This is a genomic window from Paraburkholderia tuberum STM678 (genome assembly GCF_902833905.1).
Taxonomy (GTDB): domain Bacteria; phylum Pseudomonadota; class Gammaproteobacteria; order Burkholderiales; family Burkholderiaceae; genus Paraburkholderia; species Paraburkholderia tuberum.
Map to the genome: position 1 here is coordinate 1 of NZ_CADFGP010000029.1, position 19,189 is coordinate 19,189.

At 62.7% G+C, this 19,189-nt stretch carries 16 protein-coding genes; 6 read left to right on the forward strand and 10 right to left on the reverse strand.

Going from position 1 to position 19,189, the window contains the following annotated elements:
• Positions 1 to 157 precede the first annotated feature (157 nt).
• The 5 genes from ldcA to HWY30_RS23725 form a co-directional block, all read right to left on the reverse strand.
• On the reverse strand, positions 158 to 1,084 hold the full coding sequence (gene ldcA, locus HWY30_RS23705; RefSeq protein WP_090800529.1) for a muramoyltetrapeptide carboxypeptidase: 927 nt from the start codon (positions 1,082 to 1,084) through the stop codon (positions 158 to 160).
• A 25-nt stretch (positions 1,085 to 1,109) separates the two neighbouring features.
• Entirely contained in the window at positions 1,110 to 1,829 is a 720-nt protein-coding gene (gene tadA / locus HWY30_RS23710) for a tRNA adenosine(34) deaminase TadA (protein ID WP_090800531.1), read from the reverse strand.
• Complete coding sequence (locus tag HWY30_RS23715; RefSeq protein WP_090800532.1) at positions 1,826 to 2,224, reverse strand: DnaJ family domain-containing protein; 399 nt, start codon at positions 2,222 to 2,224, stop codon at positions 1,826 to 1,828. Before HWY30_RS23715 ends, tadA begins: the two co-directional genes overlap by 4 nt.
• 508 nt (positions 2,225 to 2,732) lie before the next feature.
• Positions 2,733 to 3,332, reverse strand: coding sequence for a 2'-5' RNA ligase family protein (locus HWY30_RS23720; protein ID WP_090800535.1), 600 nt, complete (start codon positions 3,330 to 3,332; stop codon positions 2,733 to 2,735).
• A gap of 120 nt (positions 3,333 to 3,452) precedes the next feature.
• Positions 3,453 to 4,211: a LysR substrate-binding domain-containing protein gene (locus tag HWY30_RS23725; protein WP_167368591.1), complete on the reverse strand. Its 759-nt coding sequence runs from the start codon at positions 4,209 to 4,211 to the stop codon at positions 3,453 to 3,455.
• A 36-nt stretch (positions 4,212 to 4,247) separates the two neighbouring features.
• Here HWY30_RS23725 and HWY30_RS23735 point away from each other — a divergent pair, with 36 nt between their 5' ends.
• The 5 genes from HWY30_RS23735 to HWY30_RS23755 all read left to right on the forward strand — a co-directional run bounded on the left by HWY30_RS23735 (position 4,248) and on the right by HWY30_RS23755 (position 12,042).
• Positions 4,248 to 4,796, forward strand: coding sequence for an amidohydrolase family protein (locus tag HWY30_RS23735; RefSeq protein ID WP_341809940.1), 549 nt, complete (start codon positions 4,248 to 4,250; stop codon positions 4,794 to 4,796).
• Between the two features lie 581 nt (positions 4,797 to 5,377).
• Positions 5,378 to 6,838, forward strand: a complete 1,461-nt coding sequence (locus HWY30_RS23740; RefSeq protein ID WP_090800538.1) for a DUF3375 domain-containing protein — start codon at positions 5,378 to 5,380, stop codon at positions 6,836 to 6,838.
• A gap of 2 nt (positions 6,839 to 6,840) precedes the next feature.
• The gene (locus tag HWY30_RS23745) at positions 6,841 to 7,497 is read left to right on the forward strand and encodes a DUF4194 domain-containing protein (protein ID WP_090800540.1); all 657 of its coding nucleotides are present in this window, start codon (positions 6,841 to 6,843) and stop codon (positions 7,495 to 7,497) included.
• Positions 7,490 to 10,861, forward strand: coding sequence for an ATP-binding protein (locus HWY30_RS23750; RefSeq protein ID WP_090800541.1), 3,372 nt, complete (start codon positions 7,490 to 7,492; stop codon positions 10,859 to 10,861). The genes HWY30_RS23745 and HWY30_RS23750 overlap by 8 nt, the downstream gene beginning before the upstream one ends.
• Positions 10,858 to 12,042, forward strand: a complete 1,185-nt coding sequence (locus HWY30_RS23755; protein ID WP_090800543.1) for a Wadjet anti-phage system protein JetD domain-containing protein — start codon at positions 10,858 to 10,860, stop codon at positions 12,040 to 12,042. Before HWY30_RS23750 ends, HWY30_RS23755 begins: the two co-directional genes overlap by 4 nt.
• 92 nt (positions 12,043 to 12,134) lie before the next feature.
• Here HWY30_RS23755 and HWY30_RS23760 read toward each other — a convergent pair whose 3' ends face one another.
• From HWY30_RS23760 to HWY30_RS23770, 3 genes are all read right to left on the reverse strand, one after another.
• Entirely contained in the window at positions 12,135 to 14,642 is a 2,508-nt protein-coding gene (locus HWY30_RS23760) for a DEAD/DEAH box helicase (RefSeq protein ID WP_244144974.1), read from the reverse strand.
• Positions 14,643 to 14,963: 321 nt separating this feature from the next.
• On the reverse strand, positions 14,964 to 15,791 hold the full coding sequence (locus HWY30_RS23765) for a nucleotidyl transferase AbiEii/AbiGii toxin family protein (RefSeq protein ID WP_244144975.1): 828 nt from the start codon (positions 15,789 to 15,791) through the stop codon (positions 14,964 to 14,966).
• A 24-nt stretch (positions 15,792 to 15,815) separates the two neighbouring features.
• Positions 15,816 to 17,000 carry a tyrosine-type recombinase/integrase gene (locus tag HWY30_RS23770; protein WP_090800549.1) on the reverse strand — a complete coding sequence of 395 codons (1,185 nt, stop codon included), beginning with the start codon at positions 16,998 to 17,000 and terminating at the stop codon, positions 15,816 to 15,818.
• 58 nt (positions 17,001 to 17,058) lie between these two features.
• On the opposite strand from HWY30_RS23770, the gene HWY30_RS23775 reads away from it, so the two are divergent.
• Positions 17,059 to 17,361, forward strand: a complete 303-nt coding sequence (locus HWY30_RS23775) for a hypothetical protein (protein WP_167368582.1) — start codon at positions 17,059 to 17,061, stop codon at positions 17,359 to 17,361.
• A 199-nt stretch (positions 17,362 to 17,560) separates the two neighbouring features.
• On the opposite strand, the gene HWY30_RS23780 is transcribed toward HWY30_RS23775, so the two are convergent.
• Both HWY30_RS23780 and HWY30_RS23785 read right to left on the reverse strand, forming a co-directional pair.
• A complete protein-coding gene (locus tag HWY30_RS23780) occupies positions 17,561 to 18,808 on the reverse strand; it encodes a type II toxin-antitoxin system HipA family toxin (RefSeq protein WP_090800550.1) in 1,248 nt (415 codons plus the stop codon).
• Positions 18,801 to 19,136: a helix-turn-helix domain-containing protein gene (locus tag HWY30_RS23785; protein ID WP_090800552.1), complete on the reverse strand. Its 336-nt coding sequence runs from the start codon at positions 19,134 to 19,136 to the stop codon at positions 18,801 to 18,803. The genes HWY30_RS23780 and HWY30_RS23785 overlap by 8 nt, the downstream gene beginning before the upstream one ends.
• Positions 19,137 to 19,189: the final 53 nt, after the last annotated feature.

The following is a 19,189-nucleotide window of genomic DNA, read 5'->3' on the forward strand; positions in this document are numbered from 1 at the left end:
CTTCCCCTTGCCGGGTGTGCAGAGGACTTTCACCCCCAAGTCATCCGGCTCGCCACCACAGCGGGTCGGACAGCGCCAGTCACGGCGCTACGCGCCATGCCTGGCGCACCAAAAAAAAGCGGGCGATCCGCCCGCCTCCGCCCCGCCCACGACGGCTTCAGCCAATGCTCGGATAGCCCGACGCCGTCAGCCTGAAGCCATGCGCATTGGCGACCAGATGCGCGTCCGCGCCGACCGGCAGCGTCACCATGTTATGAACGTGCCCGAACTGCAGCCCCGTCACGACAGGAATGCCGATCAGCGAGCGCACTTGCTCGACCATCGCGTGCAGGTCGTAGCCGTTGTCGTAGTCGTACGGCTTGCCGCCCGAGAAATCACCGAGCACGAGCGCCTTCTGCTGCGCGAGGATGCCGGCCAGATGCAGTTGATAGATCATCCGCTCGATGCGGAACGGCTGCTCGTTGACGTCCTCGACGAACAGGATGCCGCCCTGCACCGGCGGCATGTACGGCGTGCCGACAAGCGACGCCACCACCGCCAGATTGCCGCCCCACAGCGTGCCCGTTACGTCGACGCTCTGCGCTTGCGGCGTGTCGCTCACGACCGTGATGGTCGGCTGCGTCAACGCCGACCAGAAATGCCGCATCGTGAATTCGCTGAGCTGCTCGGCGCCGAAATCACTCATCAGCATCGGGCCGCCGAAGGTCTTCAAGCCGGCGCGCGCGAGCAGCGCCAGTTGGATCGCGGTGAAGTCGCTGTGACCGACCAGCGCTATCGGCTGATCGGCGAGCCGCCGCTGCAGCCCCTCGTAGTCGAGACCGTGCAGAATCCGCACCGCGCCGTAGCCGCCGCGCACGGCCAACACGACATCGGGCAGCTCACGCGATGGATCGGCGAGCCGGTTCAGATCGGCCGCGCGCTCGCCGTCGGTGCCCGCGAAGCGTTGGTAGCGGCGCTTCGCGGCCTCCTCGCCGTCGACTCGATGCCCCTGCGCACGCAGCCGATGCAGCGCGCGATGCAGCACCTCCGGATCATGCGGATAGCCGGATGGCGCAATCAGTTCGATGGTGCGAGATGCGGTCATGGCGAGACCCGTTGGGCGTGGTTGTTTAGAGCGGCGTGGTTGGGGGCGGTTCGCTGCTGGAGGGTGTGGCGGTGTCCACGGCCGCTTCAGCCGTTTCGCCGCGCGCCGCCGCGCGGGCTGCGCGACCCGTCCGACGCCGCTCGGCAAAAAACGACCTGAGCGCGGCACCGCATTCGGCTTCGAGGACGCCGCCGCTGACCGTCGTGTGATGGTTCAACTGAGGATTCGCGAACGCATCGACCACGCTGCCGCACGCGCCGGTTTTTGGATCGCGCGCGCCGAACACGACACGGGCGATGCGCGCGTGCATGATCGCGCCGGCGCACATCAGGCAAGGCTCGAGCGTCACATAGAGTTCGCAACCCGGCAGACGGTAGTTTTGGAGCGACTGCGCGGCTGCGCGCAGCGCAACCATTTCGGCGTGCGCGGACGGATCATGCGCGCCGATCGGATGATTGAAGCCCGTGGCGATGACTTCGTCGCCGCGCACGAGCACCGCGCCGACCGGTACTTCGCCGGCTGCGCGCGCTTCTTCGGCGGCGGCCTGAGCGAGCGTCATGAAGCGCAGGTCGCGTTCGGAGATGATGGGAGCGTCGAAACTTCCGGGAGGGATGGCGGCAGCGGCCATCGGGTGATCAGCCGCCGGTGCGAAGACCGCGCCGATGCAAGCGCCAACGGATTTCTCACCGGCCTCGGCTTGTGCAGAAGAGCCGATCGAGGCGGCACACGGGAGCGGCTCGTTCACTGCGAACCCGCGGCGGCTACATCGACATTGCCCACGCGCTCCGAGAGACGCTCCGCGATGCGGCGGCAATATTCGCGCGGCAGGACCATCGGGCCGCCGCGCAGCGATTCGAGCGCCATATCGAGCGCGAGCATGCGCGCCTGGAGACGGCAACGGGTCGGCTGATCGCTCACGGCATTCAGCTCCGTTTGCAGATCGCGCAACGCGCGAAGCTGCTCGACGGCGGGCGGCACGAAGCCCGCATTTTTCAGAATCCGGTTGGCGACGCGCACCTCTTCCGGCACCAACGCATCGTCGTCGAAGGCTAGCGGCGCGCCCGCTCCCGGCAAGTCGTCGAACTCTCCGCGCGCGGCGGCGGCAATACGCTGTTCGACAAGCGCATCAAGCAATTTCATCTGCAATCCACAACGTTGCGGCCCGAGCATTCTATCAGGGAGCGCACGGACGCTCCGTGCTCACTTGACGGCATAAAAGGCGCCGATTTGCCGGCAACCCGGCATTTGACGGTGCTTCAGCGTGGACTTAGAGTAAGTCATCAAGTCGCACAACGCGCGCGGCGCTTAACCGGCGCGGCACGCAGAGGTTCCCTCTCGTCGAATTTGACGCCGCCATGCCATTCAAACCGATCGGCCGTCCCAGTGCTCTTCCCGTCGCGGAACCGCATCCGATGTGCGCCGCGCAGCCAGTGCGAGGGGGCCAGCAAGCGTCTCGGCGGATCGGCGTGCGTAGCGCGCTGGCGGCGATTACCGCGGCCGCGCTGCTTTCCGGCTGCGGCGTTTTTTGCGGCGGCGCCGCGGCGAGCGGCGGCGCCTATGCCGGGGGCTGCGGGACAAGCGTGCGGTTCTAGCCGGCGCCTCGCGAAACAGCCGCGAATTCGTTACCGAGGTGGCCTACGCCCCTCCCTCAGCTCGGCCCCACCAACGGCCAACGCGCGAGGACGATATGTCTGGTCCGTCCCAGCAGGCTGTGCATCAGCGCAAACTCGCGCACGTTCCAGCACGCCGCCGCGGCCGTATGGCGCTCGATCCACTGCATCCCATACGCCAACGTCATGTGCGGCGTAAAACGTGCGTCGGGCTCGATGCCGTCGTCGCGCAAGCCCGCTTCGAGCGCATCGTGAAGCGCCTGCAGTCCGTGCACACCGTGCTCGCCCACCAGCACCGCCGGCCCGAGCCGCGGCCTTTTCGCGAAGCTGGCGACCGCGTCGAATTCGACCGTAAATGGCGCCATGCTGACCGCCGCGGCCGCCCGTTTCGCCGCCTCGACCACATCCGCCGGCAAGCCGCCCGCGAAATTGCCGAGATGCCTGAGCGTGACGTGCAAGCGGTTCGCCGCGAGCGGTTTGCCGCGCACGCCGCTGCGCGCGCGCGCCTCCACACAGAGCTGCTGCGCGAACTTCGCGATACCGGCCGCGGTATTGGCATCGGGATAGACCGCGAAAAAGAGCCCGTCGGTGGGCGCGGACGGCGCCTCGAGCCCGGGCAACCACAGTTGTTCAGGCATCGCGCCTCGTTCCTTCAATGATTCTTTCCGTCGATCCGCACACCGCCGCACAAGCGGCCCATTGCAGTCATGATACTGTATATTCATACAGTACGACAGACCGTGTGCAACTGCGACGCGCTACAGATCGGCCGGCTTGCCGACGCGTTTGTACCAAAGCTCGATAAACGACTCGGCCGCCGGCGACAGCGAATGCTCGGCGCGTCGGATCAGATTCACGTCGCGTGTGACGAGCGGCGCTTCGAGCCTGCGCGCGACCAGATCGCGATGTGGAAACGACCCGAGCAGAATGCCCGGAAAAATCGCGATGCCGAGACCGGCCTGCACCATCGAAAGCCCGGTCGTCATATAGGACACTTCGTACTCGACCGCCTTGCGCATGCCGAGCGTGAACAACGTTTCGTCGATCAACTTGCGGATGCCGCTCGTCGACTTGATGCCGATCCACGGATACTGCAGCGCATCCTTCCAGCTCACACGCCGCTTTTTCGCGAGTGCCGAATCCTTGCGGCAGATCGCGCACAAGTTGTCGCGCGCGAGGCATTGCAGCGTGATGCCGTCGGGGCGCTCGCTGATCGTGCCGATGCCGAACTCGACGTCGCCCGTCAGCGTCGACGCGGTCAGGCGATCGGGCGCGGCGTCGTCGACCGAGACCTCGATATTCGGGTACAGCGCGCGATATTCGGCGAGCAGTTTCGGCACGATCGCCGCCGCGATCGACGGCGTCGCCGCGATCGACGGCGTCGCCGCGAAGCGCAGCCGACCGCGCTCGCGCCCGGCCAGCTCCTTCACGCTCGACCGGATCGACTCGAGATCACGCAGCATCCGCTCGACGGTCGGCAGGATTTCATGCGCGGTCGCGATGGGCAGCGCGCTCACGCATCTGTTCACGCATGAGGCGCTCGAGTCGTGGGCATGGCGCATTCCGTTCCTGCTTGGTCTGCTGATCGGCCCGGTCGGCTTCTATATCCGCCGCAACCTGCCCGAAACCGAGGCGTTCCAGAAGCTCGGCGCGCGCGTGAAGGTGCCGTTCTCGCGCGTCGTGATGCACTATCCGCGCGAGTTGTTCTCGACACGACGCTCGCCATCACGCGGATGATCTTCGAAGGCTTCTTCGATCAGTATCCGGATCTGAAGCTCATCGCGTCAGATGCGGGCGGCGCGTTGCCTTATCTGGCGGGCCGCTTCGAGAAAGGCAACGAGGTCGAGATCCCGCAACGTCGCAAGATGAAGCGCAAGCCGATCGATTATCTGCGCCATATCTACTACGACTGCATCACGTATAGCCCGGCGTCGCTCGAATTTCTCGTCTCGGTGGTCGGCGCGGATCGCGTGATGTTCGGGACCGACTGGCCGCATCAGGTGTACGACATTCGCGGCGCGTTCGCCAACACCGCGCGTCTGCCGAAGGAGCAATGCGACGCGATCCGCGGCAACAACGCGCTGCGGGTCTTCGGGTTCTGACGCGAGTCGCGGCGGCAGCTACCTGCCGGGAACCGTCAGCTGGTCGCCACCTACGCGGCGCTGCTCGACGAGCTGATCGCGCGAGCGCCGCGGTAGTCGTCGCGCGCGGTGCAAGGGCGAGGTGTCGTTGCGAGAACAATTGCCAGCGTATTCCGGCGCATCAGGTCCTCCGATCGTGCCGGTACGTGCGGGACGTCCAATCACGCCCACCCGATCGTCAATCAGCCGGCTGGAGCCTTGTAAGAACGGCGTTTCCGCCTGGTCACGCGGCGTCGATACCGTCAGTCATACCGAAATTCTGGCTCGGCAGTTAATGGCTTCCATTGCACGGCATTGGACAATCGGCACCCGCTCCGTTTAAAAAGCCAGCAAGACCGAGCATCTGAAGCCGATCCGATACCGTCGTCGATACCGTGAGCGAACCCCTGCGCGGGCGCCCACGTACACCGCCAGAAACACCGTGAGACTCATTCCAGAGCGGAGCCTTGCAAAATTGGGATGACAGTCGGAGTAGGATACTGGCCTTTTGAGCCAAAGTTCGGCGATCTCCTCAGGGGTGCCGAACCCGTCATCTCGCACCGATGCCCCTCGACTACCCTACCCTCGATGCGCTGCGCACGCGCCATCCCGCTTGGCGCCTGTTACGCTCCGACCACGCGCCGCTCGCCGTCAGCTTCCTGCACCGCGTGTTCGTCGCGCCAAACGTGCGCGTGGTGGCGGCTCCGTTTCTTGCCGAAGCACTCGAAGATGAGCTTTACGCGTTGCGCGAACAACTCGGCGATGACGCCTTCCCGAAGCCGGCGCTCGAGTATCTGAACGACTGGGCCAGCCCTGAAAAGGGATGGTTGCGCAAGTACTATCGCCAAGGTTCCGATGAACCGCAGTTCGACCTGACACCCGCCACGGAGAAAGCGATCGCGTGGCTCGGCACGCTGACGGAACGCAGCTTTGTCGGCACGGAATCGAGGCTCTTGACACTTTTCGAGCTGCTGCGGCAGATGGGCGAAGGCAGCGAGGCGGACCCCGAAAAGCGTCTTGCCGAGCTCCACACGCGGCGCGGCCAGATCGACGAAGAAATCGCCCGCGTGGAGGCCGGTGACGTTCGGCTGCTCGACGATGCCGCGCTCAAGGACCGCTTTCAGCAATTCATGCAGATGGCGCGCGACCTGCTCACGGATTTCCGTGAAGTCGAACAAAACTTTCGGCTGCTGGACCGACATGTGCGCGAGCGAATCGCGCTCTGGGAAGGATCGAAGGGTGCGCTCATCGAGGAAATCATGGGCGAGCGCGACGCGATCGCCGATTCGGACCAGGGCAGCAGCTTCCGGGCGTTTTGGGACTTCCTGATGTCGAGCCGCCGTCAAGAGGAACTCTCGAAACGGCTCGAGCGCGTGCTGGCGCTGCCGGCGGTCATGGAAATGAGGCCCGACGCGCGCACGCAGCGCGTCCACTATGACTGGCTGGAAGCCGGCGAGCATACGCAGCGCACGGTAGCTCAGCTCTCGCAGCAGCTTCGACGCTTCCTCGACGATCAAGCGTGGCTCGAAAACCGCCGCATCATGGACATTCTGCGCGGTATCGAAACGAAAGCGCTTGCGCTGCGCGAAGCGCCCCCACCAGGCTCCGTCATGGAGATCGAGACCGCATCCACTGACATCGAGCTGCCGATGGAACGCCCGCTTTACGCGCCGGCGCTGCGCCCTCTCATTGCCAACGTCTCAATCGAAACCGGTGAGGCGAACCTCGATGCCTCGGCACTCTACATGCAGATCGTCGTCGATCGCGCGCGCCTCGCAGGCCATATCCGCCGATGCCTGCAAGATCGGGCGCAAGTGACGCTTGCCGAACTGACCGCTTCGCAGCCTCTCGAGCATGGGCTCGCCGAGCTCGTCGCCTATTTGCAACTGAGCGCCGAAGCTGGATCATTTCGCGCGACCGTCGACGAGACCATTTCCGATACGATCGAGTGGCAGGCGAACGACGCCAACGGAACACCAATCATTAAGCGCACGACGATGCCGCGTGTGATTTTCACAAGGTAGAGATGACGGAAGAACAGCAAGCCTCGTCGCCTGGTCGAGGCGATTTGTCGACAGTTGCCATCGCGCTGCTCAAGGGCGTGGTTTATCGTGATGGAAACGAGCGCCTCTGGGCCGCACTGCTCGAATTGCAGACGCACGCGCGCGACTACGTCGCCGTGCTTGGCCTCGAGCTCGTCGTGGACGAGGCGGAAGGCTACGCCTTCGTAAAAAGCCGCGCCGCGCATGACGCTGAAGTCGATGGGGAACAGGCTAAGCTACCCCGGCTCGTTGCCCGGCGTCCACTCTCGTTCCCCGTGAGCCTGCTGCTCGCGCTGCTGCGAAAGAAGCTGGCGGAATGGGATGCTGGCGGCGGCGACACGCGGCTCGTCCTTGCGCGCGAGGACATCGTCGAGCTCGTACGCGTATTCCTTCCCGCGAGCACCAACGAGGCGCGCCTGGTCGATCAAATCGATACACACGTGAACAAGATCGTCGAGCTCGGCTTCCTACGCCGGATGAAGACCACGAGCGGACCGCCCACATTCGAGGTGCGGCGCATTCTCAAGGCGTTCGTCGATGCGCAATGGCTGCTCGATTTCGACGCGCGGCTCGCGAGCTATCGGGCGCACCACCTTCAAGATTCGACGGTTTCTGACCAACAGGAGAGTCGCGATGAATGAGCCGCGTACGCTCGGCCTCGATTTTGCCGTCGACGACGCCCTGACGGGCTTTCGCCTCGAGCGGCTCGAGGTTTTCAATTGGGGAACCTTCGACCAACGAGTCTGGGTGCTGCGGGTCGATGGCCGCAACGGCCTGCTGACAGGAGACATCGGCTCCGGCAAGTCGACGCTCGTCGACGCCATCACCACCCTCCTCGTGCCCGCGCAGCGCATCGCCTACAACAAGGCGGCAGGCGCGGACAGCAAGGAACGTACGTTACGCTCGTATGTGCTTGGCTACTACAAGTCGGAGCGCAACGAGGTCACGGGGACGGCCAAGCCCGTGAGCCTGCGCGACCATAACAGCTATTCGGTGGTTTTGGGCGTGTTTCGTAACGCCGGGTACGATGCCACAGTCACACTCGCGCAGGTGTTCTGGATGAAAGACGCACACGCTCAACCCGCGCGATTCTTCGTCTGTGCCGAACGCGACCTCTCGATCGCCGCTGACTTCTCGCGCTTCGGCACCGACATCGCACAGTTGCGCAAAAAGCTGCGCGGGCTGGGTGCCGAAATCGAGGACACCTTTCCGAAATACAGCGCCTGGTTCCGGCGGCGCTTTGGAATCGAAAACGAGCAAGCGCTCGAGCTCTTCCATCAAACGGTATCGATGAAATCGGTGGGCAATCTCACCGACTTCGTACGCAGCCACATGCTTGAGCCGTTCGACGTTGCACCGCGCGTCGACGCACTGATCACTCACTTCGACGATCTGAATCGCGCGCACGAGGCGGTACTGAAAGCCAAGCGCCAGGTGGAACTGCTGACACCGCTCGTCGACGACTGCGATCGCCACAGCGAGCAAGGACACGTTCTCGAAGGCTGGCGAGCGTGCCGTGAAGCACTGAAACCCTACTTCGCCGGGCTCAAGCTCGGCCTTATCGAGCGCCGCCTCCAATTGCTCGACGAGGATCACGCGCGTGCAATATCACGCAAGGCGCGGCACGAAGAAACGCGCGATCAGGCGCGCCAGCGCGTGGACGATTTGCGCCGCGCCGTGGCCGAACAAGGCGGCGATCGCATCGCGCAGCTCGAGGTCGAAATCCGCCAGCACGAGCGAGAAAGCGCGCGTCGCCGCGAACGCGCGCAACGCTATGCCACCATCGTTACGCTGCTCGGCGAAACCGAGGCCACGGATGAGGCCGCATTCACTTCCCAACGCCAACGTCTGGCCGAGCGGCGCAGCTCGCTCGTCGACGACGAAGCGCAAGAGCAAAATGCGATTACCGAATGGAGCGTGGCCTTTCGCGAAGGGAAAGCGCAGCGTGATCTGCTAGAGGACGAAATCGCGAGCCTGAAATCTCGACGTAACAACATCCCGAAGGAACAAGTCGCGATGCGGGCGAGCCTATGCTCGTCGCTCGGTCTGGAGGAAGACGCCCTGCCGTTCGCCGGCGAACTCATTCAGGTGCAAGAGGATGCGCGCGATTGGGAGGGCGCCGCCGAGCGCGTCCTGCGCAACTTCGGCCTGTCGCTGCTCGTGCCCGACGAGCACTATGCGAACGTCTCGGCGTGGGTCGATCGCACTCATCTCCGGGGGCGGCTCGTCTACTTTCGCGTGCGCTCTGAACGCGCCGCGCGTGCAGCCGAGGCCATCGAGCTACACCGCCACTCGCTTGCGCACAAGCTCGCGATCAAGCCCGATTCGCTGTTCTATGGCTGGCTCGAGCGCGAAATCGGCCGCCGGTTCGACTATGCATGCTGCGATACGCAGGAGCAGTTTCGGCGCGAAATGCGCGCGATCACGCGTGCGGGCCAGGCGAAAGCGCTTGGCGAGCGCCACGAAAAAGACGACCGCCGCGCGCTTGACGATCGCAGCCGCTACGTGCTGGGTTGGAGCAACACGGCCAAAATTGCCGCCCTCGAAGCACAACGGCGAGCGCTCGAGGTTCGGCTTGGTGAGATCGGACAGAAGCTTGGAGAAGCTCAAAGCGAGCACGCGAAGGTGCGCGAGCAGCTCGAAGCGCTTGCGCGCATCGGCGAGTTCGTCGACTTCCGCGACATCGACTGGGGAAGCTGCGCGACCGCGATCGCCCGTCTGGCAGACGAAAAAGCCCGCCTCGAAGCGGCAAGCGACGCCCTCGCGGAGCTAACGGCCCAATTGGACTCGGCGCAAGCGTCGTTGACAGAGAGTGAAGCGGCGATCTCGGAAACCGACTCGGAACTGGGCGGTATCCTGGCCAGGCGGGAGGCAGCGCAAACGTTGCGCGACGAGACGCACGCGCTCGTTGCGCAAGTGAATGCCGAACTTGCCGAGCGAATCGAGGCGCTGCGAGCGGAGATTCTCGGCGAACACCAGCTTTCCGTCGAGTCATGCGACAACCGCGAGCGGGACGTGCGAGAGGCGTTGACAACCCGTATCGACAACGAAACGAAGTCGCTCGGCCGCCTTGCCGAAAAAATCGTCAAGGCCATGGCGGCCTTCAAGGATGCCTACAAGCTCGAAACGGCCGACTTCGATGCGAGCCTCGACGCGACCTCAGAGTACCGTGACATGCTCGCGCGGCTGCAAGCGGACGATCTGCCGCGCTTCGAAGCGCGTTTCAAAGAGCTGCTCAACGTCAATACGATCAACGAGATCGCCAACTTCCACGCCCAGCTCGCCCGCGAACGGCAAACGATCAAGGAACGTATCGAACGCATCAACGAATCGTTGCGACAAATCGACTACAACGCGGGCCGATACATCGTGCTCGAGAGTCAGTCCAGCCCCGACGCGGAGATCCGCGAATTCCAGAGCGACCTGCGTGCTTGCACCGAGGGCGAACTCACCGGCTCGGACGATAGCCAATACTCGGAGACCAAGTTCCTGCAAGTCAAACGGATCATTGACCGCTTCCGCGGCCGCGAAGGGTTGACCGAGCAGGACCGGCGCTGGCGCGCCAAAGTGACCGACGTGCGCAACTGGTTTCTGTTCGCCGCCAGCGAGCGTTGGCGTGAGGACGACAGCGAATACGAGCACTATTCGGACTCGGGCGGTAAATCGGGCGGCCAGAAGGAAAAGCTCGCCTATACGATCCTTGCCGCGAGTCTCGCCTATCAGTTCGGCCTCGAATGGGGCGCCGTGCGTTCTCGATCGTTCCGCTTCGTCGTCATCGACGAGGCGTTTGGACGAGGCTCCGACGAATCGGCGCAATACGGTCTCACATTGTTTCAAAAACTGAACCTGCAACTGCTGATCGTCACGCCGCTGCAGAAGATTCACATCATCGAGCCGTTCGTTTCGAGCGTCGGATTCGTTCAGAACGAGGGCGGACGCGCCTCGAAGCTGCGCAACCTGTCGATCGAGGAGTACCGCGCGCGCAAGGCGGAGTTCGAGCAATGAATTGGACGACGACCGCCGAACTGCGCGTTCGCCTCCAGCGCCTATGGGAGCGTGGCGAATGGCTGCGGAGCCTCGTAGACGGCACCGAGGGGCTGTTTCCGCTACGTCTGACGATAAAAGGCCCGAGCTCGTCCGAATTGGCCGAACGCTTCGACGCGGTACGCGCATGGATCGCGGAGATTGCCGCGACACCGCGCGTACGCATCGAATGGCGAGAAATCAATCATCGAATTCTCGGCCTGCAGCGTTTGCCACAAGCAGCTTGGGTGGACAGTCTGGACGATGCGCTCGCGGTCGCCGGCAAGCGCCGCGACGCAGCGCAGTTCGAGCGGCTGCTCGAAATCACACGCTCGCGCCAGCCGAAGCTCACCACGTGGCTTGCGCAGCGCCCGTTGCAAGCACTCGAATTCGCAGGCGATTGGGAACGACTGCTGGCAGTCGTCGATTGGCTGCAAGCACATCCGCAGCCGGGCGTATATCTTCGCCAAGCCGAAATCGCCAACGTCGACACGAAATTCATCGAGGCGCGGCGCGGCGTCCTCGCCCAATGGCTCGATCTCGTGCTGCCGTCGGAGTCAATCGACAGCAGCCGGACAGCCGCCGCCCAATTCGCTGCTCGCTACGGGTTCCGCGAGAAGCCGCCTCGGATTCGATTTCGCGCGCTCGATGACAGGCTCGCCGTTCTGCCCGGCATGGGCCGGCCCGACATCGCACTCGACGCTGACAGCTTCGCGCGCCTCACACTGCCATGCCGCCACGTGTTCATTACGGAAAACGAGATAAATTTTTTGGCGTTTCCCGACGTTCCGCAGTCGATCGTGCTCTTCGGGGCGGGCTACGGTTGGGAAGCTCTCGAGCCGGCGCGATGGCTCACGGACTGTGCGCTCCACTACTGGGGCGATATCGACACGCACGGCTTCGCCATTCTCGATCAATTGCGCAGCCGGTTCCCGCATGTTGGATCGTTCTTGATGGACCGCGCGACGCTGGTGGCGCATGAAGCGTTCTGGGGAGAAGAAGGCGATCAGGTCACGCGCGATCTGCCGCGGCTCACTGCCAAAGAGCGGGAACTCTTCGATGACCTCCGCGACAACCGGATTCGCCATGGATTGCGGCTCGAGCAGGAGCGCGTGGGATTCGGGTGGGTCAGGGCGGCGCTCGAAGAGCGGGCTTGCGCTTAGGACTTCCCCATCTCACCGCCAGGTACAACTCGAATACGACTCGAAGCAGGCCGCCTCGAAGATCCCTGCCCCAACTCCCACGTTCAGCGACTTTAGTTTGCGCTGCCGTTGCGCAGCAGAGCATCCGAGATCGTCGACAGCGCCTCAGCCAGTCGTCTTGCCGTCTCGGGAGATGGCAGCGGCAACCTGAGACTTCGCGCGCCCGTCACGGCATCGCGCTCGACCCACGGGTGTGCAGCAACCGCGCCATCGCCCGGCTCATTCAACGCCGACGCCAGCGCCGCGCCGAACTGCAGCAACCCTGACCACGGTTCGAAGGACGCGCCTCGTTGCGCTGTATCGATGGTCGAAGCTTGAGGCCGCTCTCCGGTACCGGCGAGGTCGGTTTCCACGACGCTCGCGTCACGCGCCGCGTCGCCGGACACGACTGCGCCGCTCGCGGCTTCCTCCGCCGCGGCCATGACCTCGCTCTCTCCCATGCGCCCCGCGACGTTTTCGACATCCTTCATGAAGCGGGTCAGGCGCGAACCACCGAGCAGAATTTCGCTGGCGCCGCCATCGAGGATGCCTTCCGCCAGCGAGCGCTTGAAAGCCAGCACCGACAGCATGCCCTCCTCGATCGTTCCCTTCGCGATGTAATTGACGACTTGTACCGGCTTTTTCTGGCCCAACCGATAGATGCGCGCGATGCGCTGTTCCAGCACCGCCGGGTTCCACGGCAGATCCATGTTCACGAGCGTCGATGCGTGCTGGAGGTTGAGCCCCGTGCTACCTGCGTCCGTCGACAGAAATACCCGACAGTCCGAATCGTCCCGAAAGCGCTGCACCAGCGCGGGCCGATTTTCCGACGGCACGCCGCCATGGAAGCTGACGTAGCCGATGCCGAGCTTCTTGAGCCGGCGAATGACTATCTCATGCGTGCGCGTCCATTGACTGAACACCACGACTTTCTCGTCCGGCTGCGTGAAAAGCGACTCGAACAATGTCGCCAGCTCGTCGGCCTTCACGCCATGATCGGTTTCCTGGTCCAGCAGATAGGTGCTGTTGCACGACATGCGCATGTTCTGCAAAGCACAGGTGAGGCGCCGCTGGTCCTGATCCGACAGAAACCTGGTGTTACGCCAGCGCCGGACGATTTTGGCCACGATGTCCGCGTTTTCCGTGTGATACGCCATCTGCAGCTCGGTCATGGGCACCAGCAGATTCTGGTCGGTGCGCCCGGGCAACTGCAGCAGCACCTCGGACTTGCGACGCCGTATCATGATCGGTGCCAGGGTCTGGCTGATCTTCTCGAGGCCCGTGTATCCCGTCACGCGTCCCGCCTCGTCCTTGACCTGATGTTCGTGCAGCAGCTTCCACGTGGGCCCGAGACGGTGCTGGTCGACGAATTGAACGATGGAAACGAGTTCCTCCAGCTTGTTTTCGAGAGGCGTTCCCGTCAGCACGACGGCATAGGGGCTGTCGATTCGCTTGAGAGCCTTCGCCGCAATGGTGTTCCAGTTCTTGATGCGCTGCGCCTCGTCGACGATGACCAGCTCCGGCGCCCACGCGGAAATCATGTCAAGGTCCGATTTCAGCTTTTCATAGTTGGTGATCTTGTAGAGATTCTGGGCCGCATATTCGCCCCGCCTCTGGGCAAGGCCGCCCGCGACTACCCTCGAAGCGTGGCCGGAGAACCGCGTGATCTCGCTCTGCCACTGATACTTGAGCGAAGTCGGGCAAATCACCAGCACTTTCGATACGCCAAAATGCCGGATCAGGATTTCCGCCGCCGCGACGGCCTGCACCGTCTTGCCGAGGCCCATTTCGTCACCGATCAAGGCGCGCCCGGCGCGCACGGCGAACAATGCGCCTTCGGCCTGGTACGGATAGAGCGGCACCTTGAGCAGCTTCTTCAGCGAGGGCGTCGCCCTTCCTTGCGGAAACTGCCCGTCGAGCATCCTGGCACGGCGCGCCGCATCGTTTCGGCCAGCGATGAAATCGAGCGCGTCGTCATGGGCGCGCAATTCGTGCCCGGCCTTCGCCACCCTGGAGAGAAAGCGCCCGAGATCTTCGAAACGGTCCTCCGGCAGATGCCATCGCCGAGACTCGTCGAACAAAGCGGCGGCCGCTTTGGCTACCTTTGCCGGACAATCCGCGCCGGCGCGAAAATGGACCGCTCGCCCTCCCTCGTTTCGCAAATACAGCTCCGAGAATGCGGGCTGATAACCACGGGCGAAGGCCGCCTTTGCGCCTCGCTTGCGCAGCAGTCGCGACAAGGTAAATTCTATGTGCTTGCAGGTGCCGAGTTCGTTGGTGGCGTAATCGGGACAGTCGCAAAAGTTGTCGCCCGGGCAGGCCCCACGAATCGACACGCGATAGCTGAAGTTCGACTCCGGATTGCCGACGCGGAATTCGGAGAAATACGTCTCCGTCCCGAGATTCTCCAGCGAGAACGCTTGCTCTTGCCCGAATTGCCGACGCAAGGCGCGCTGCCAGTCGGCGGGCGACATGTGATCGGGGGCGTGGATGCGGGAAAGCTTCGAGGATCGACGTGACTTGGTGGGAGAGTGTTTGCTGGTCATGACTTGACGTGATATTTGTGCGACCGGCCCGCTCAAACAATGCGAAGTTCAGCGGGCCTCGGATTGCCTCCCACGCGGGCAGATCCAGTCAATCCGCCAACGGCTGAATCCGCCCCTCGGATCGAGTCCGTAAGGCGTCCTTGATTGCCTACCGGCTCGGTAAAAAAGAGGACACACAGTATATCCCGGGCCTCGTCCTCCATCGCCCGCAGATTCGACACACAAGGTGGCACTCAGCACCGGCACTACCACATTCTCGGGCAATAGTTTCGGCACGTAACAATCCACTGCAATCCCTGCCTTGACCTAACTCATAGACCCCTGAGAAACCGCGAATCGTCGCGTAAGCACCTCGCCTCATCTGGCACCGACGATCCGAGCCAGTGTTTCTTCCAACAGGGTCCGATCCGCCGCACGCTTGACGTCGGTACGCTGGGCCAAGTTATGCAGCTTGCGTAGCACAGCCGGCAAATTGGCCGCATGCGGAAGTCCAATCAGGTCGAATTCCGGCTGCTGATCCTCAATGGATCGTAGGAACGCACACGACGGCTCATCTAGCCAGTCGACCACACGTGCCAACAGGCGCTCATGGATGTCTAGTAAGACTTCGACTTCAATCGGCTCAGCCGTCATGCCCTTGAAGTGCGCATCGAAGGTCGCTGCGAAATCCGCAGGCACGCGAGGCGCTAGCATCTCCCAGGCAGGCTTGGGACTACAGGTCATGTAGACAAGAAAGGTACGCCAGAGCACTTGGTCCGCCCGTTCGTCTTCCAACAACAAGCCGACATCGAACAGATCGCGCAGATGCTGCCTCGACAATGCTGCGGCAAGCTTGCCGGCATAGAGGTCGGCGAAGTCCAGCACCTGCACCGAGGCGAAACCGAACGCCTCTTCGATCCTCGGGCGCACCACCATGTTCCGCGCTGGATGCACCGTACCGCGCATGACCGGCGTTGTCTCGATCTGCACACGCGCACGACCGCGGCTGGCCACCAACCGCGTGACGCCAGCGCCCTCACCTGCCGACAACTGCACCTGTAATTGCAGGGGCCGGGCACGCAACACATCGGCCAGTCGCACGAGCGCTTCTGCGAACAGCTTCGCATCCTCGGCATAGTCATGCACCGGCAACCAGGCCAGATCAATGTCTACCGACAACTCATCGAAACCCTGGCTCGACGGCAACCGCGCGCAGTTCCTCACGCGGCATCATGCCGTTGATTCGGCGATCGCATCCTCTTGCAGCATGTGGCGCCGCTGCTCGGCGTACTCGGCCTTGTTGTAGACCGAGCGTAAGGAACGTCCCTCCTCGTGCGCCAAGCACTTCTCGATCCAGTCGCGGTTGAAGCCGATTTCGTTCAGCAGCGTCGAGCCGGTACGGCGCAGATCATGGACCGTGAACGATTGCAGCGGCAGCCCTTTGGTTTTTGCCGCCTCCGCCACGAGTTGCGTGACCCGATTCAAGGTTGCGTTGGACATGCAACGCTGTGCATCGTAACGGGAGGGAAAAACGAACCTTGAGCTGGCCGCGCAGGCGTGCAGCGTCACGAAGATGTCGAGCGCCTGGCGCGACAGATAAACCACATGCGGATCGCGTCCCTTCATCCGCTGCTTCGGAATCGTCCGGGTCTTGCCCTCGAAATCGACCTCATCCCAGGTGGCCTGGATCAGTTCGCTCTTGCGCACCAGTGTCAGCAGGATCAGGCGCAGCGCCAGCTTGATCGTCGGATAGGTTGCCACCGATTCCATCTGCTGCACCATCAGCCGGATTTCCAGCGGCGACAAGGCGCGATCCTTCGGCACGAAGGTGGCGATCGAGGCCGCACCCACGCTGTTCGCCGGGTTGTCCACCTTTTCACCGTGGGCGATGGCGTAGACGTAGACCTGCTTCACGATGTCCCGAATCTGCACCGCAGTGGCGGGTGCCCCGCGCTCCTTAACCCTGTTGCACAACGCCCGCAGGTCTTCAGGCTGGATTTCGGTCAGCAGGCGGTTCTGGAAAACCGGCAGGATGTCCCGCTCGATGATGTGCTTGCGCATGGCGCGGGTGCTGTCGGCCAACTTCGCGTTGGCCAGCCATGTCTCCATCGCCGTGCCAAAGGTTTTGATAGCAAGTACCCGGCGTTTATCGCGCTGCTTTTCGAGCGCGGGCGATATGCCCTTGAGAATGGCTTTCCGTGCGTCCAAGAGCAGTTCGCGCGCCATCGCCTGCGAAATACCGTCAGGGCCATAGCGCCCGATGGTCAGCGTTTCGCGGCGGCCGTTAAAACGGTAATCGTAGCGGAAGGTGACGGTACCGCTGGGCGATACCGTCACGTACATTCCGTCCCGGTCAGAAGCCTTATAAATCTTGGACTTAGGCTTCAGATTACGCAGTGGGGCGTCAGTAAGCATCGAGGTTTTCCTCCTGTTTTTCGACGGCTTTTACCGTCAGGGATCAGGAGACCTGTTGATGCCCGGAAAGCCGCGTAAAACAAGCTTTCCTGAGAAGACTTTTACCGTCAAAGACGGTAAAAGTCTGAATAGTGAATGGGAAGGTCTTAATCCGGCCTCAATTCTTACCGTCAGTTTTATCGTCAACCTTTTTTGCTGGCCGGCGATAGTCACCGATAGATGCCGCGACGTATTTATTTATAAATCAATACGTTACAGCAATTTCTCGATAGTTGGCGATAGTCCCCGAAGGACGCATTTTCATTCCCACTCGATTGTCAATCTGGGGCTGGAGCCTTGCGCGGACGGCGTTTCCGCCTGATCACGCGACGTCGATACCGTCAGCGGTACCGAAAATCCTGCCCAGCAGTTGATGGATCTGTTGTCGAACCACACCGGAGGATCAACGCCAGCTTCATTTGAAAAATCGCGAACACCGGCCGCCCCAAGGCGATTTGTGAACACAATACCGTCGCTGATACCGTACCGTCAGGCTCGTTCGAATGCGGCCCTCGATACCGTCACAACCGTAATGCGGCGCAAAGGTCATCGTGCTCGAAGGCACTCGCCATGCGGGCGATCTCTGCGCGCCTGGAACCAACTTCCTGAGCAACCGCTTGCCATGTCCGGGTCACGTTGGCCACCTCCCGAATTGTCGACCGAGCCTGTTTCAGCGACAAACCAAAGAACTCCGCGGCGTTTTCCAGCAGGCCAACCGAACAGGTTCCCTCGTCGAGATCGATATTGGTCGTCAGGATGCGTGCCTTGACATCGGTTGGCGTGGGATTGAGGTCATATGCCGGTGACAGTACCCAGCCATCGTGCCCCACCCACAGGAAACCGTGGTTGCGCAGATGGTCATCGACATTGGAGACCAGTACATTGAACGCCACGCGGCGATACAACTGCGTGGCATCGGCCCGCGCCTTCGCACCATGTTGTGCCAGTGCGTCAACCAGTTCGGGATAACTGCCGCGTTGGCCGTCCCGCGATCCCGTCATCGACATGGCCGAGAGGAAGGGAATGCGATTGCTCCCCGCGCGATCGAAGCGACGCGACAGCAGCACAGGCTTGCCCGCTATCTCGAGCAGTTCGTGATGCGGGGTGGAGATACCAGCACGTTCAGCCAATCGCAGGGCGACTTCCTCCCAGGTCTCGATGCTGTAGTCGTCGGTCTCCTTCGGAAACTTGGCAATCGACAAATGGCCGTACTGGTCGATGATCGATGCCTTGGGACGTGCGCCGCCGAGTGATGATCCGGGCGCGAAGATCAGTTGCAGATCCTCATCGGTTTCTTCGTCCCGCAGGATGCGCTCGGTGATTTGAAGCAGCCGTCCCAATGCGATCAGCGCGGGGACACCGGCGGGCACGGGCGCCTGGAATTCATCTTCTCCGCTCCAGCGGAATCGCAGCGCACCCAGGCGTGTTTCATCTGCTACGCCCAGCAGATAATCAAGTTCACCAAGCGTCCGGACACGCCGGCCTTCCCGCTCGGCCTGTCGACGCTCCGCGCGCTGCATGAGGCGGCGCCCCCACGTATCGGGCGCCGAATCGCCAATCGAACCAAAGATGGGTTGATCAGGCGGCGGCGGGAAGACACCGCGCGTCAACGCCAGTGCCGGCTCAATCGAGAAGCGCTCGTCGTCGGCCAGCCAGGTCTCGTCGTATTCGAACGTGACCGTTTCTTCCCGGCGCGATGTATGGCGCCTGAGTAGCCCTACCGGTCGCGACGTGCCGTCGAGATCGATATATACCTCGACATCAGTCATGGTCACCCCTTCCTCCGCCTCGGGGCAACCGGACGCGCTGAGGCAATGCCGCAGTTGCCAGCGACTGCCCTACCGTATCCCGGGCCACATCGGCGATCTCCAACAGCCCGCCCAGTAGACCAAGCGCCTGCAACACGGCCGCATAGATGCCGATGCTCACGCCCGGATCACCCGCTTCGACGCGCTGCAAAGTCGCTCTGGACGTAAAAGCCCGTTCGGCAATCACCGCCATGGTCAACCGGCGGCGACGACGCGCGTCGTGAATATCGGCGCCCAATTTGCGCAGCGCCCGCCGGACGCCGGCAGAAGGAGCGTGAGGAGTCGGCATTTGCAACCTTCGTAAGTCTTTACATCCAATAATGTATCACGAAGATAACACCA

Bases quoted from the DNA above. Each gene is read 5' to 3' on its own strand.
- HWY30_RS23780 (WP_090800550.1), bottom strand. From the start codon at position 18,808: ATGACTGATGTCGAGGTATATATCGATCTCGACGGCACGTCGCGACCG.
- HWY30_RS23785 (WP_090800552.1), bottom strand. From the start codon at position 19,136: ATGCCGACTCCTCACGCTCCTTCTGCCGGCGTCCGGCGGGCGCTGCGC.
- HWY30_RS23735 (WP_341809940.1), top strand. From the start codon at position 4,248: ATGGCGCATTCCGTTCCTGCTTGGTCTGCTGATCGGCCCGGTCGGCTT.
- HWY30_RS23740 (WP_090800538.1), top strand. From the start codon at position 5,378: ATGCCCCTCGACTACCCTACCCTCGATGCGCTGCGCACGCGCCATCCC.
- HWY30_RS23770 (WP_090800549.1), bottom strand. From the start codon at position 17,000: ATGCTTACTGACGCCCCACTGCGTAATCTGAAGCCTAAGTCCAAGATT.
- HWY30_RS23745 (WP_090800540.1), top strand. From the start codon at position 6,841: ATGACGGAAGAACAGCAAGCCTCGTCGCCTGGTCGAGGCGATTTGTCG.
- HWY30_RS23720 (WP_090800535.1), bottom strand. From the start codon at position 3,332: ATGCCTGAACAACTGTGGTTGCCCGGGCTCGAGGCGCCGTCCGCGCCC.
- HWY30_RS23750 (WP_090800541.1), top strand. From the start codon at position 7,490: ATGAATGAGCCGCGTACGCTCGGCCTCGATTTTGCCGTCGACGACGCC.
- HWY30_RS23775 (WP_167368582.1), top strand. From the start codon at position 17,059: ATGCCCGGAAAGCCGCGTAAAACAAGCTTTCCTGAGAAGACTTTTACC.
- ldcA (WP_090800529.1), bottom strand. From the start codon at position 1,084: ATGACCGCATCTCGCACCATCGAACTGATTGCGCCATCCGGCTATCCG.
- HWY30_RS23755 (WP_090800543.1), top strand. From the start codon at position 10,858: ATGAATTGGACGACGACCGCCGAACTGCGCGTTCGCCTCCAGCGCCTA.
- HWY30_RS23715 (WP_090800532.1), bottom strand. From the start codon at position 2,224: ATGAAATTGCTTGATGCGCTTGTCGAACAGCGTATTGCCGCCGCCGCG.